This window comes from Pseudomonas sp. FP453, assembly GCF_030687495.1.
GTDB lineage: Bacteria > Pseudomonadota > Gammaproteobacteria > Pseudomonadales > Pseudomonadaceae > Aquipseudomonas.
Window position 1 is genome coordinate 261,569 of the sequence record NZ_CP117435.1, and the last position, 14,421, is coordinate 275,989.

Annotated in this window: 11 protein-coding genes; 4 read left to right on the forward strand and 7 right to left on the reverse strand. The window is 62.0% G+C overall.

What is annotated here, in order from left to right; translation table 11 throughout:
* Nucleotides 1-177 precede the first annotated feature (177 nt).
* The 3 genes from betT to mgrA all read left to right on the forward strand — a co-directional run bounded on the left by betT (nt 178) and on the right by mgrA (nt 4,836).
* Complete coding sequence (gene betT / locus PSH87_RS01210) at nt 178-2,139, forward strand: choline transporter BetT (RefSeq protein WP_305434232.1); 1,962 nt, start codon at nt 178-180, stop codon at nt 2,137-2,139.
* A 222-nt stretch (nt 2,140-2,361) separates the two neighbouring features.
* Nucleotides 2,362-3,690, forward strand: coding sequence for an OprD family outer membrane porin (locus tag PSH87_RS01215; RefSeq protein WP_305434234.1), 1,329 nt, complete (start codon nt 2,362-2,364; stop codon nt 3,688-3,690).
* A 108-nt stretch (nt 3,691-3,798) separates the two neighbouring features.
* A complete protein-coding gene (gene mgrA / locus PSH87_RS01220) occupies nt 3,799-4,836 on the forward strand; it encodes an L-glyceraldehyde 3-phosphate reductase (protein WP_017734615.1) in 1,038 nt (345 codons plus the stop codon).
* A gap of 265 nt (nt 4,837-5,101) precedes the next feature.
* On the opposite strand, the gene tauD is transcribed toward mgrA, so the two are convergent.
* The 7 genes from tauD to PSH87_RS01255 all read right to left on the reverse strand — a co-directional run bounded on the left by tauD (nt 5,102) and on the right by PSH87_RS01255 (nt 13,305).
* A complete protein-coding gene (gene tauD / locus PSH87_RS01225) occupies nt 5,102-5,938 on the reverse strand; it encodes a taurine dioxygenase (RefSeq protein WP_305432177.1) in 837 nt (278 codons plus the stop codon).
* A gap of 11 nt (nt 5,939-5,949) precedes the next feature.
* The gene (gene tauC, locus PSH87_RS01230) at nt 5,950-6,777 is read right to left on the reverse strand and encodes a taurine ABC transporter permease TauC (RefSeq protein ID WP_017734613.1); all 828 of its coding nucleotides are present in this window, start codon (nt 6,775-6,777) and stop codon (nt 5,950-5,952) included.
* Nucleotides 6,774-7,553 carry a taurine ABC transporter ATP-binding subunit gene (gene tauB, locus PSH87_RS01235; protein WP_305432178.1) on the reverse strand — a complete coding sequence of 260 codons (780 nt, stop codon included), beginning with the start codon at nt 7,551-7,553 and terminating at the stop codon, nt 6,774-6,776. Before tauB ends, tauC begins: the two co-directional genes overlap by 4 nt.
* A gap of 16 nt (nt 7,554-7,569) precedes the next feature.
* Entirely contained in the window at nt 7,570-8,547 is a 978-nt protein-coding gene (gene tauA, locus PSH87_RS01240) for a taurine ABC transporter substrate-binding protein (RefSeq protein WP_305432179.1), read from the reverse strand.
* Between the two features lie 239 nt (nt 8,548-8,786).
* Nucleotides 8,787-10,370, reverse strand: coding sequence for a glutamate--cysteine ligase (gshA, locus tag PSH87_RS01245; protein WP_305432180.1), 1,584 nt, complete (start codon nt 10,368-10,370; stop codon nt 8,787-8,789).
* A 215-nt stretch (nt 10,371-10,585) separates the two neighbouring features.
* Complete coding sequence (locus tag PSH87_RS01250; RefSeq protein WP_305432181.1) at nt 10,586-10,969, reverse strand: PaaI family thioesterase; 384 nt, start codon at nt 10,967-10,969, stop codon at nt 10,586-10,588.
* Nucleotides 10,969-13,305, reverse strand: coding sequence for a Tex family protein (locus PSH87_RS01255; RefSeq protein WP_305432183.1), 2,337 nt, complete (start codon nt 13,303-13,305; stop codon nt 10,969-10,971). Before PSH87_RS01255 ends, PSH87_RS01250 begins: the two co-directional genes overlap by 1 nt.
* A gap of 354 nt (nt 13,306-13,659) precedes the next feature.
* Here PSH87_RS01255 and ompR point away from each other — a divergent pair, with 354 nt between their 5' ends.
* Nucleotides 13,660-14,400, forward strand: a complete 741-nt coding sequence (gene ompR, locus PSH87_RS01260; RefSeq protein ID WP_017737550.1) for a two-component system response regulator OmpR — start codon at nt 13,660-13,662, stop codon at nt 14,398-14,400.
* Nucleotides 14,401-14,421 lie beyond the last annotated feature (21 nt).

The window sequence follows — 14,421 nt, forward strand, 5'->3', positions numbered from 1 at the left end:
CGAACCGCCTATCCATGTTTAACTTGAATGCTCGTTCAAGTTAAACCCGGTGGTTCGCTGCCCGCTCACAACAGGAGGCTTACCTTTGCTGAGTCCGTTTTTTACAGCCACATCCCTCACCCTCGGGGTGCATCGTTCATGAGTGCATCGTCCACCCCACCCAGCGGCCTGGTGCGCATGAATGCGCCGGTCTTCTACTTTGCCGCTACCTTCATCCTGCTGTTCGGCTTGATTGTCATCGCGATTCCGCAACAGGCCGGTGCCTGGCTGCTGGCCGCGCAAAACTGGGCGGCCAATACGGTCGGCTGGTACTACATGCTGGCGATGACCCTGTATCTGGTCTTCGTGGTGGTCACCGCGTTATCGGGCTACGGCAAGATAAAACTCGGTGCCGACCACGACGAGCCCGAATTCAGTTACCTGTCCTGGGCCGGCATGCTGTTCGCCGCCGGCATCAGCATCACGCTGTTTTTCTTCTGCGTGTCCGAGCCGCTGACGCACCTGGTGCAACCGCCCCAAGGCGCGCCGATGAACGCCGACGCCGCGCGCCAGGCCATGCAGATCCTGTTCCTGCACTGGGGCCTGCACGGCTGGGGCGTGTTCGCCTTTGTCGGCATGGCCCTGGCGTATTTCGCCTACCGGCATAACCTGCCGCTGGCGCTGCGTTCGGCGCTGTACCCGTTGATCGGCAAGCGTATCAACGGCCCCATCGGTTACGCGGTGGATGGCTTTGGCATCATCGCCACGGTGTTCGGCCTGGGCGCCGACATGGGCTTTGGCGTGCTGCACCTCAATTCGGGCCTGGACTACTTGTTTGGCATTGCCCATACGCAGTGGATTCAGGTCGGCTTGATCACCCTGATGATGGGCGCGGCGATCATTGTCGCGGTGGCCGGCGTCGATAAGGGCGTGCGGGTGATGTCCGATATCAACATGCTGCTGGCCTGTGCGCTGCTGCTGTTTGTGTTGTTCGCCGGGCCTACCCAGCATTTGCTCAACACCTTGATCCAGAACCTCGGCGACTACCTGGGCGCCTTGCCGACCAAGAGTTTCGACGTGTACGCCTACGACAAACCCAGCGACTGGCTGGGCGGTTGGACGGTGTTCTACTGGGCCTGGTGGATCGCGTGGTCGCCGTTCGTGGGCCTGTTTATCGCGCGTATTTCCCGTGGCCGCACCATTCGCGAATTCGTGTTTGGCGTGCTGCTGATCCCGCTGGGTTTCACCCTGGCGTGGATGTCGATTTTCGGCAACAGTGCCATCGACCAGGTGCTCAACCACGGCATGGCCGCGCTTGGCCAGTCGGCCATCGACAACCCGTCGATGAGCCTCTACCTGCTGCTGGAAACCTACCCGTGGAGCAAGGTGGTGATCGCGGTCACGGTGTTTATCAGCTTCGTGTTCTTCGTCACCTCGGCCGACTCCGGCACCGTGGTGCTGTCCACCTTGTCGTCCAAGGGCGGCAACGCCGATGAAGACGGGCCGAAATGGCTGCGGGTGTTCTGGGGCGTGATGACCGGGCTGGTCACCAGTGCGCTGTTGTTTGCCGGCAGCATCGACTCGCTGAAGTCCGCAGTGGTGCTGACCTCGTTGCCGTTCTCGCTGATCCTGCTGCTGATGATGTGGGGGTTGCACAAGGCGTTCTACCTCGAATCCCAGAAGCAGATTGCGCAGCTGCATTCGCTGGCGCCGGTCTCGGCCTCGCGCAGGGGCCGTGGCGGTTGGCGCCAGCGCCTGAGCCAGGCCGTGCACTTCCCGTCGCGGGATGAGGTGTACCGTTTCCTTGAGTCGACGGTGCGCCCGGCGATTGAAGAAGTGACGGCGGTGTTTGTCGAGAAGGGCCTGAATGTGACGACCCAGCCCGACCCGTCCAACGACAGTGTCAGCCTGGAAATCGGCCATGGCGAGGAACATCCGTTCATCTACCAGGTGCAGATGCGCGGCTACTTTACGCCGTCGTTTGCGCGGGGTGGCATGGGTTCCAAGGAGCTTAACAACCGTCGCTACTACCGGGCCGAAGTGCACTTGGCCGAGGGCAGCCAGGACTATGATCTGGTGGGTTACACCAAGGAGCAGATCATCAACGACATCCTTGACCAGTACGAGCGGCACTTGCAGTTCCTGCATTTGGTGCGCTGATAGCTGGCATGTGAAGTCTGCTTTTTTTGTGGGAGCCAGCTCCCACAAAAAACCTCGCAAAGCCCTGATCTACAGGGCTTTCATGAATTTAATTTCATCCGTTCAACCCGCGTTTTGACGCGCAACTGTCATCTGTCCACCGCCTAATTGTGTGAAGCGTTTGACGCTTTCATTTCAGAACAGTGACGGAGACCGGTACCAATGAAGACGTTATTGAGCCCTATGGTGGGTGCCGCCATGGCGAGCTTTATGCTGTCCGCCCATGCCGATTTTATCGATGACAGCCACGCCGACGTGACCCTGCTCAATCGCTATCTCAACCAGCAGGGGCGCGATGTGGTGAACAGCAACGCCAAGGCCCACAGCATTCGCGATTGGGGCCAGGGGTTCGAGTTCAACTTCAAGTCCGGTTACACCGCAGGGCCGGTGGGTTTTGGCCTCGACTTGCAGGCGTTCTACGGGTTGAAGCTGGATTCCGGAGGCGACCTCAACGACAAGGACCACCAGAGCCGTTACCCCGGCAGCATGTTCCCGCTGGACAACGGCAAATCCGCCGACCAGTTCGGCGTGCTCAGCCCGACGTTCAAGATGCGCTTCGCCAAAGATGAGCTGCGTGTGGGCACGCTGTACGGCAACAACCCGGTGCTGGCCAACACCGACGGCCGCCTGTACCAGCAGACCAATACCGGGGTGCAACTGGTGTCCAGGGACCTCAGCGACTTCACCTTCACCGGTGGCGATATCTTCAAAACCAAGATCCGCAACGAAACCGGCGACCAGGGCATGATCACTGCCGGCGGCACCAAAGAGAGTGATCGCTTCCTGTTCGGCGGCGCCGACTACACCGGTATCCAGAACACCACGGTGAGCCTTTGGTATTCGAACCTTGAGGATTACTACCAGCAGTTCTTCGTGGGCGCCAAGCGGCATGACGCCTTGTCGGTGGGCGCGCTGGACACCGATGTGCGCGTGTTCCGCAGCCTGGGTGTGGGCGGTAACGCCGACGGTGAAAAAGACTACGCCGCCAGCGGTCTTTACGGCGACGGCGTGAACAAGGGCCGTATCAACCAGACCACCGCCAGCTTGCTGGAGAGCTACAGCCTGGACGGTCACACCGTCGGCCTGGGCATCCAGAAAAACAGCGGCGAAAGCGATTTCCCCTACCTCGACTCCGGCCTGAACAGCGGCGACAACCGCCAGGGCCCTGGCTCAGGCGCCGACACGCCGGCACTGACCAACATGCAGTTGAACAAATTCCAGCACGCCGGCGAACGCACCTGGCTGGCGCAGTACAAATATGACCTGGGCAAGCTCGGCATCCCCGGCCTGACCTTCTCGGCGGCCTATGCCCACGGCGATGACATCCGCACCGCACAAGGCACCACCAGCGAATGGGAGCGCAACGTCGCCGTGGCGTATCAAGTGCCCACCGGCACCCTCAAGGGCCTCGGCGTGACCTGGAAAAATGCCCACGCCAGCCCGGACATTACCGGCGCTACCGTGCAGGATGAAAACCGCTTTTATGTCAGCTATGTCGTTCCACTCTGGTAGGAAATTGCTGTAAAACGGAAGGGCAGACTTAAGCGATTCAGCTGGTTAAAAGGCCTGGGAATAAGGTTATTCCCAGGCCTTATTTGCCCTAAGCCCAGAGAGGATTCGATGACGTACATTGCTGCCGAAAACCGCTATGAATCTATCCCGTATCGCCGCGTAGGCCGCAGTGGATTGGTGCTGCCTGCACTGTCTCTCGGCCTGTGGCACAACTTTGGCGACAGCACCCCGATCGACACCCAGCGCGCCCTGCTGCGCACCGCGTTCGACCTGGGTATCAACCACTTCGACCTGGCCAACAACTACGGCCCGCCGTACGGCAGCGCCGAGATCAATTTCGGCCGTTTGCTGCGCGAAGATTTCAAGCATTACCGCGATGAGCTGATCATCTCCAGCAAGGCCGGCTGGGACATGTGGCCCGGCCCCTACGGCCAGGGCGGCGGCTCGCGCAAATACATCCTCGCGAGCCTGGACCAGAGCCTGCAACGCCTGGGCGTCGACTACGTGGATATCTTCTACTCCCACCGTTTCGACGCCGACACCCCACTGGAAGAAACCGCCAGCGCCCTCGCCACTGCCGTGCAACAGGGCAAGGCGTTGTACATCGGTATCTCGTCCTACTCCGGGGTGAAAACCCGCGAAATCGCCGCCCTGCTCAAAGAGTGGAAAGTGCCGCTGCTGATCCACCAACCGGCCTACAACCTGCTCAACCGCTGGGTGGAAAAAGACCTGCTGGACACCACCGAAGAACTTGGCGCCGGGGTGATTGCGTTCACGCCATTGGCCCAGGGTTTGCTGACCGACAAATACCTCAACGGCGTACCGGCCGATGCGCGGGTCAACCGCCCGGGCGGTGGTTCGTTGCAGGCCAAGCACTTGTCCGAAGCCAACATTGCCCACGTACGGGCACTGAACGAAATCGCCCAGCGTCGTGGCCAGAGCCTGGCGCAATTGGCCTTGGCCTGGACGCTGCGTGACCCACGGGTGACCAGTGCGCTGATCGGTGCCAGTCGGCCGGAGCAGATCATCGAGAACGTTGGCGCGTTGAAGAACTTGAGCTTTAGCGCTGAGGAATTGGCAGAGATCGACCGGTTTGCCCAGGAAGGCGGGATCAACCTGTGGGAAAAGCCATCCACTGCTGAGTAACCTGTTGTCACTCGGTTCAAATGTGGGAGCGGGCTTGCCCGCGATGGCGGTGGGTCAGTTGATGAAGTGTTGTCTGACCCACCGCCATCGCAGGCAAGCCAGCTCCCACATTTTGATCTTCAGTGTGGTCGATATTTTTGGCGCGCTCCGTTCACTGTGGGAGCCGGGCTTGCCCGCGATGGCGGTGGGTCAGTTGATGAAAGTGCCGCCTGACACGCCGCTATCGTAGGCAAGCCAGCTCCCACAGTTTGAATGTCGACAGTCTTTAGAACGGTACGTCGCCCAAAATCGTCGCCCGGTGCATCACCCGCCGCTGCGGCCGGTAATCATCCACGGCGTAATGCTGGGTCACGCGGTTGTCCCAGAACGCTACGTCGTTTTCCTGCCAGCGCCAGCGGATGGTGAATTCCGGACGCGTGGCGTGGGCGAACAGCAGCTTGAGAATCGCCTCGCTTTCCGCCGGTTCAAGTTCATTGATCTTGGTGGTGAACCCTTCGCTGACAAACAACGATTTGCGCCCGCTCACCGGATGCGTACGCACCACCGGGTGGGACAACGGTGGATTCTTCCTGCGGGTTTCTTCCCAGCGCGCCAGGTCTTCGGCGCTGTTGCCAAAGCGTTCCAGCGGGAAGGATTTGGTGAAGTCGTGTGTAGCCGTCAGCCCGTCGAGCAATGCCTTCAACGGCGCGGACAACGCCTCATACGCCGCAATCCCGCTGGCCCACAACGTATCGCCGCCAAACGCTGGCAGCAGCTTGGCACTGAGTACCGCGCCGAGCGCCGGGGTGGGCAGGAAGGTCACGTCGGTGTGCCATACGGCGTTGTCGCGTACGTCGGTGACGGCGGTGTCGAGGATCAGCACTTCGGGCTGTTCCGGCACGTTGGGGTAGATCGGGTGGATATGCAGGTCACCGAAGTTCGCCGCGAACCGCGCTTGCTGTTGCGGGGTGATGACCTGGCCACGGAAGAACAGCACCGAGTGGGCGAGCAACGCCTGTTCGATGGCGTCGCGCTGTTCCAGGTTCAGCGGCTGGGTGATATCGACGCCACGGATCTCGGCGCCGAGGGCGATGCTCAAGGGGGTAACGGTCAGGCTGCTCATGCGGTTCTCACTCAGTGTGCCTGGCCATGCCACGGCACCAATTTACGCTGCAGGGCACGCAAGCCCATTTCCATGGCGAAAGCGATCAGGGCGATCACCAGAATCCCCAGTACCACCACATCGGTGACGAGGAACTGCGCCGCCGACTGCACCATAAAGCCCAAGCCGCTGGTGGCGGCGATCAGCTCTGCGGCGACCAACGTGGACCAGCCCACCCCCAAACCAATGCGCACGCCGGTGAGGATATCGGGCAGGGCGCTCGGCAAAATCACATGGCGGATCAACTGGGCGCGGGTTGCCCCCAGCGACTGCGCCGCGCGCAACTTGGCCGGGTCGACGGTGCGCACGCCGGTCGCGGTGGCGATGGCGATTGGCGCAAAGATCGCCAGGTAGATCAGCAGCACCTTGGACAGCTCGCCAATGCCGCACCAGATCACGATCAACGGCAGGTAGGCCAGCGGCGGAATCGGCCGGTAGAACTCGATCAACGGGTCGAGAATACCCCGGGCGATGCGGTTGGAACCGATGGCAATCCCCACCGGCACGGCGGTCAGCACGGCAAAGCCGAGGCCCAGGCCGATGCGGCTGAGGCTCGCGCCCAGGTGCTGCCACAAGGTGGAATCCATATAACCCGTGGTCGCCAGCAGCCAGCCCTTTTGCAGCACGGCGGACGGCGGCGGCAGGAACAGCGGTTCGATCAGGCCGGTGGCGGTCACGGCCCACCAGATGGTCAGCAGGGCGACCAGGGTCAGCACGCTGATCCAGCGCGTGCTCAAGCTGCGACGCACTGGGATAACGGTGTGCACCGCCGGCTTGGCGGCGAGTTCGTAGCTGCTCATGCGGACACCTGCCGTTGGGAGAACACTTTGCCCAGCACGTGTTCGCGGGTTTCGATAAAGCGCGGGTCGGACTTGATCGCTCGCGCCGACTCACCGGCCGCGTAGCGCTGGCCGAAGTCCAGGCGCAGGCGTTCGACGATTTGCCCCGGGTTGGGTGCCAACAGGATCAAGTCCGTGGCGAGGAAGACCGCCTCTTCGATGTCATGGGTAATCAGGAACACCGGCTTGGCCGTGCGCCGCCAGACTTGCAGCAGCAACTCCTGCATCTGTTCGCGGGTGAACGCATCGAGGGCGCCGAAGGGTTCGTCCATCAGCAATACGCGTGGGTCGGCGGCCAGCGCACGGGCGAGGCCGACGCGTTGTTTCTGGCCACCGGACAGCTGCCAGATGCGCCGGCTGTCGAAACCGGCCAGGTCCACCAGCGCGAGCATTTCCCGGGCGCGCACTTCACGTTGCGCCTTCGGCACGCCGGCCAGCTCCAGGCCGAAGCCGACGTTGGCCAGCACGTCCTGCCAGGGCAGCAGGGCATCGTCCTGGAACACCACGCCGCGTTCGGCGCTGGGGCCTTTGACCGGCACGCCATCGAGGGTGATGCGCCCGGCAGAGGGTTCGACAAAGCCGGCAATCAGGTTCAACAGCGAAGTCTTGCCACTGCCGGACGGGCCGAGGGCCACCAGCAATTGCTGGGGCCCCAGGTCGATTGAGATGTCAGACAGTACCGGTTCTGTGGCGCCTGGGTACTGTGCGCTGATGCGCTCCAGTTGTAGCAAGGCCATCGCGATAGACTCCTGATCAGTTGGTAATGAACTTGGCGCTGACGTAAGGGGCGTAGTCCGGCAGCACGGCGTCAACCTTGCCTTGTTCCTTGAGGAACGCGGCGGTGTCGGTCACGGCCTTGGTGGTCGGTGCGCCCAGCAGGGTCACCTGGTCGGCGGCCAGCGGGTAGACGTTGCCTTGCAGCAGCAGCGGGATGTCGCTGGCCTTGGCGCCGGAGAGTTTCACCAGCTTGTCGACGTTGCCTTTGTCGGCGATCCAGGCTTGTGGGTCTTTGCGGTAGGCGGCGTAGGCATCCAGAGTGACTTTGGCGAAAGCCGTGACGATTTCCGGGTGCTTGGCGGCGAAATCCTTACGCACGATCCAGGCATCGAAGGTCGGTGCGCCAAACTTGGCCAGTTCGCCGGAGGTAATCAGCACCTTGCCGTTTTCCTTGGCAACGCCCAGGGCGGGGTCCCACACGTAGGTAGCGTCGATATCACCACGCTTCCAGGCGGCGATGATCGCCGGTGGCGCGAGGTTGAGGATGGTCACTTTCGACGGGTCGATGTTCCAGTGCTTCAGCGCGGCTAGCAGGCTGTAGTGGCCGGTGGACACGAAGGGCACGGCGATTTTCTTGCCGATCAGGTCCTGCGGGCTGTTGATCCCCGAACCATTGCGCGCCACCAGGGCTTCGGCGCCGCCGATCTGGGTGGCGACGAGGAAGGTTTCCACCGGCACTTTGCGGGTGATGGCAGCGGTCAGCGGGCTGGAACCGAGGTAGCCGATCTGCACGTCGCCGGACGCGATGGCGGCGATGATGTCGGCGCCATTGTCGAATTTGCGCCAGTCGATCTTGGCGTTGGTGGCTTTTTCATACGCGCCATCGGCCTGGGCGACTTTGGCCGGGTCCACGGTGGTCTGGTACGCGATGGTCACATCCGCCGCCTGGGCAAACAGGCTGGCACCGGCCAGGGACAATGCGGCCAAGAGGCGCAGAGGGGTTAGTAGTTTCAAGGGGAAGCTCCTCAATCAGGCGGCCGAGGATCGGCGTGTGAGGAGACTAAATGATCTAAGAACTCGAAAATAAATAACATTTTCGAATTAGCTTATGAGGAGAAACGTGGAGCCAGATCTTCAGTCTGGCGCAGGAAAATGTGGGAGCTGGCTTGCCTGCGATAGCGGTGGGTCAGTAGCACAGATGCCAACTGATACACCGCTATCGCAGGCAAGCCAGCTCCCACAGGAGTCAGGCTTTAGTTGCTGATCGCCAGGATGCTGGCTTGGTAGGAACCGACAAACACATCAAAGTCGCCCACCTCGTTCTGCTCCAGCTCTGCCTGCTGTGCCAGCGACTTGCGCGCCAGTTCTTCAAAGTGCGATTGCTGATCGGCCGGCAGCGGTTCGCTGCGGAAATGCTCGGCATGCACCTGGCTCTGGCGCAGGGAGAACTGCGCAAAGCTCTCTTTACGCTCGGCCATCGCCGCCAACACCTGGGCCGACGGGGTCTGGGACGGGTCCTGGACCTTCGCCAGCTGGGCGTCCAGCGCCTGGCTGTGTTCGGTGATGCCGTGGCTCTCATCGAGCAAAGCGGCCAGCGGGGCGATCTTCTCCAGCAACTCGGTGGCCCATTCCTTCATGCCCACAGGCTGGCCGTCGCGCTGCAATTGCAGGCCCGGACGGCGACCTTCCTTGACCACGCTGAGGAAGTTGGACGTGGCGTTGCCGCACTCGTTGCTGGCGAACAGCGGGCTGTCGTTCAGCGCGCAGTACAGCAGGAACGCGTCGAGGAAGCGCGACTCCGGCAGGTCGATGCCCATCGGCAGGAACGGGTTGATGTCCAGGCAGCGCACTTCGATGTACTGGATGCCACGGGCCATCAGCGCCTGGATCGGTCGCTCGCCGGTGTAGGTCACACGTTTCGGGCGGATGTTGGAGTAGTACTCGTTTTCGATCTGCAGGATGTTGGTGTTGAGCTGCACCCACTCACCGTCCTTGTGCGTGCCGATTTCGACGTACGGCGCGTAGGGCGTTGCCACCGCTTCACGCAGGCTGTCGGTGTAGCTGTTCAAGTCGTTGTAGCACGGCGTGAGGCCGGCCTGGGCATTGCTCTGGTAACCCAGGTCGCTCATGCGCAGGCTGGTGGCGTACGGCAGGTACAGGGTGTCGGCGTCCAGCACTTCGAGCTGGTGCGAGCGACCGCGCAGGAAGCCGGCGTCCAGGGCCGGCGACGCACCAAACAGGTACATCAGCAGCCAGCTGTAGCGGCGGAAATTGCGGATCAGGGCGATGTAGGCCGTGGACTGGTAATCGCGGTCGGTGCCGACAAATCCTTCAGTCTCCTTGAGCAACGGCCACAACTGTTCCGGCAGGGAGAAGTTGTAGTGGATGCCGGCGATGCACTGCATGGTCTTGCCGTAACGCAGGGCCAGGCCCTTGCGGTACACGTACTTGAGCTGCCCGATATTGGACGTGCCGTAGTAGGCAATCGGAATGTCTTCCTCGGCCGGCAACGGGCACGGCATCGAGGGGCTCCACAGGTATTCGCTGCCGAGCTTGGTGTAGGCAAAGCGATGGATCTTGTCCAGGCTGCTCAGGGTATCGGCCGGGTCTGGCAGAGCGGGAGTGATGAACTCCAGCAACGATTCCGAGTAGTCGGTGGTGATCTGTTCGTGGGTCAACGCGGCGCCCAGGGCTTCGGGGTGCGGCGTTTGTGCCAGGCGGCCTTCGCCGGTGACGCGCAGGCATTCGCGCTCGATGCCGTGCAAGCACTGCTCTAGCAGGGAGAGGTGTTCGCGCTTGCCGAGCAAAGCCAGGCGGCGGTTGAGAAGTTCGCTCAAGTTGGATTCCTTCACGCGTCAGTCGCCCCAATATGGGGGTGGGCAGGACGGTCTACAAGGGTGAAGTTAAAACTGGCGTGATCGCCTGGTCTAGAGTCGATTTGACCCGCTCTGAAAAAGCCGACTTCACTCCATGAATTTGGCTATAGCGCAGCAAGAAAATTCCGACGCTGTTTAGTGCAGCGCCGAAATTAACTCAAATCGAGGGTGGGGAGCTATAGGACAGCGAAGGTGCCTTGTGCTTTTGCGACCAGTTTTTCGTCCTGGTACACATCCGCCTCGACCACCAGGGTGCGTCGACCGGCGTGAATCACCCGGCCGGTGCACAGCACATCACCGTCTTCGACGGCGCGGATGTAGTTGATCTTGCACTCGATGGTCGCGCTCTGCTGGTCGAAACCATGGACGCTGGAACAGGCCAGCCCCATCGTAATGTCCACCAGGCTGAAAATCGCCCCGCCATGGAGCTTGCCCGCGCGGTTGCGCAGGTGCGGCTCCAGGGTCAGGGCCACCTCGGCAACGCCTTCTTCAAGGCGTTGCAGGCGGCAGCCGATCAGTTCGCTGAACGCGCTCTGGGTCAAGCCGGCCGGGATCTCCATCAGCGTTTCTTCAACTGCTTGGCGTTGGCGAACAGCGAGGCCATGGCGTTGTTGCTTGGCGCGGCGGTCGCGGTTTCCTTGCGCGGCGCGGTGTTTTCCGAGCGGTTCTGCGACTGGCGCGGCGCCGAGCCTGGGCGGGCGCCACGGGCACCGTCGATTTTCTCGCCGGGGGTGTCGCTCATGCGCATCGACAGGCCGACGCGTTTGCGCGGGATATCGACTTCCATGACCTTGACCTTGACCACGTCACCGGCTTTCACCGCTTCGCGCGGGTCCTTGATGAATTTCTCCGAAAGCGCAGAGATATGCACCAAACCGTCCTGATGCACGCCGATATCCACAAACGCGCCGAAGTTGGTCACGTTGGTCACCACGCCTTCGAGGATCATGCCCAGCTCCAGGTCCTTGAGGTCTTCGACGCCGTCCTGGAACTCGGCGGTCTTAAACTCGGGACGCGGGTCGCGACCAGGTTTTTCCAGCTCTTGCAGGATGTCGGTGATGGTCGGTACGCCGAAGGTTTCATCGGTGTACTTCTTCGGGTCCAGGCGCTTGAGGAACGCGGCGTCGCCGATCAGCGAGCGGATGTCGCGGTCGGTCTCGGCGGCGATGCGTTGCACCAGCGGGTAGGCTTCCGGGTGGACGGCGGACGAATCCAGCGGGTTGTCGCCGTTCATGACGCGTAGGAAACCAGCGGCCTGTTCGAAGGTTTTTTCACCGAGGCGAGCGACTTTTTTCAGCGCGGCGCGGGTTTTGAAGGCGCCGTTTTCGTCCCGGTGGGTGACGATGTTCTGCGCCAGGGTGCTGTTCAGGCCGGAGATACGCGCCAGCAGCGCGACGGAGGCCGTGTTTACATCCACGCCGACCTTGTTCACGCAGTCTTCCACGACCGCATCCAGGCCGCGCGCCAGTTTCAGCTGCGACACGTCGTGCTGGTACTGGCCGACGCCGATGGATTTCGGGTCGATCTTCACCAGCTCGGCCAGCGGATCTTGCAGGCGGCGAGCGATGGATACCGCGCCACGGATCGACACGTCGAGGTCCGGGAATTCCTTGGACGCCAGCTCCGACGCCGAGTACACCGATGCGCCGGCCTCGGAGACCATGACTTTGGTCATCTTCATGGCGGGGTATTTCTTGATCAGTTCGGCGGCCAGCTTGTCGGTCTCGCGGCTGGCGGTGCCGTTGCCGATGGCGATCAGGTCCACCGAGTGCCTGGCGCACAGGGCGGCGAGGATCGCCAGGGTCTGGTCCCACTTGTTGTGCGGCACGTGCGGGTACACGGTGGCGTGGTCCAGCAGCTTGCCGGTGGAGTCGACCACCGCGACCTTGCAGCCGGTACGCAGGCCCGGGTCGAGGCCCAGGGTCGCACGCGGGCCGGCCGGTGCGGCCAGCAGCAGGTCATGCAGGTTGTGGGCGAAGACGTTGATCGCCTCGGTTTCGGCGCCGTCGCGCAGCTCGCCGAGCAGGTCGGTTTCGAGGTGGGTGTAGAGCTTGACCTTCCAGGTCCAGCGCACCACTTCACCGAGCCACTTATCCGCAGGACGATTCTGATTCTGGATGCCGAATTGTTGACCGATCATGCCTTCGCACGGGTGCATGGTGCCCGGCAGTTCGTCGCCGACTTTCAGCGCGGAGCTGAGAATACCTTCGTTGCGGCCACGGAAAATCGCCAGCGCACGGTGGGACGGCATGCTCTTGAGTGGTTCGTCGTGTTCGAAGTAATCGCGGAACTTGGCGCCTTCTTCCTCTTTGCCAGCGATCACGCGGGCGCTGAGGATGGCTTCCTGCTTCAGGTACGTGCGCAGTTTTTCCAGCAGGCTGGCGTCTTCGGCGAAGCGCTCCATGAGGATGTACTTGGCACCTTCGAGGGCGGCCTTGACGTCGGCGACGCCTTTTTCGGCGTCGATGAAGCGTGCGGCTTCGGTGTCCGGGGTCAGCGACGGGTCGTTGAACAGGCCGTCGGCCAGCTCGCCGAGGCCGGCTTCCAGGGCGATCTGGCCCTTGGTGCGGCGCTTCTGCTTGTACGGCAGGTAGAGGTCTTCGAGGCGGGTCTTGGTGTCGGCGAGCTTGATGTCGCGCTCAAGTTGCGGGGTCAGCTTGCCCTGCTCTTCGATGCTGGCGAGGATGCTGATGCGCCGTTCGTCGAGTTCTCGCAGGTAGCGCAGGCGCTCTTCCAGGTGACGCAGTTGGATGTCGTCGAGGCTGCCGGTCACTTCTTTACGGTAACGGGCGATGAAGGGCACCGTGGAGCCCTCATCCAGTAGAGCGACGGCCGCTTCGACCTGTTGCGGGCGTACACCGAGTTCCTCGGCGATGCGGCTGTTGATGCTGTCCATAAAACCACCTGAAATTCTGAAAGCAGCCCGCAGGCCCGTAGAACAAGGCCTTGCGCGGCTGGTTGAGCGGCCCGACTGGCGCCGCTGCCTGGGTCAAGAGGCAGCCTATTGACCCTCGAAATCGAAAAAATCACGACAAGCGGGTAAAAAAAGCCCGGCAGTAAACGGTAACGATCTGACGTTGCCCTGCACGAAGGCGCCGCATTATAACCAGCGTTCTGCCCTTGGGGGGACTGTGCCAGAGGTTGTAGGGCGCGGGTTCGCTGGCAGTAGAGGAAAAATCTGCTAACAATGCACACGGTGCGTATAACGGCAGCTACGCCATAATGCGCGCCGAGCCAAGAGGAGCATCCAATGAGCAGCACTGCACAAACTGCTGAAGGCGAAAAAATTCTCATCGTTGACGACGATCCGGGGCTGAGCAGCCTGCTGGAGCGCTTCTTCAACTCCAAGGGGTACCGTGCCCGCGCGGTGCCGAACACCGAGCAGATGGACCGTCTGCTGGGGCGCGAAGTCTTCAACCTGGTCGTCCTCGACCTGATGCTGCCGGGCGAAGACGGCCTGACCGCCTGCAAGCGCCTGCGCAGCGCGAACAACCAGATCCCCATCATCATGCTGACCGCCAAGGGCGATGAGCTGAGCCGCATCAAGGGCCTGGAACTGGGCGCTGATGACTACCTGGCCAAGCCGTTCAACCCGGACGAGCTGATGGCGCGGGTCAAGGCCGTATTGCGTCGCCAGGCACCGCCGGTTCCAGGCGCACCGGGCAGCGAAGACGAAAGCGTCACGTTTGGCGATTACGAACTGTCGCTGGCGACCCGTGAGCTCAAGCGTGGCGATGAAGTGCACATGCTGACCACTGGCGAATTCGCCGTGCTCAAGGCGCTGGTCATGAACGCACGCCAGCCGCTGACCCGCGACAAGCTGATGAACCTGGCCCGTGGCCGGGAGTGGGACGCCCTGGAGCGCTCCATCGATGTGCAGATCTCCCGTCTGCGCCGGATGATCGAGCCGGACCCGTCCAAGCCACGGTATATCCAGACCGTGTGGGGCGTGGGTTACGTGTTTGTGCCGGATGGCACTGCAACCAAGTGACCGAAGATTTGCAGGAACGGG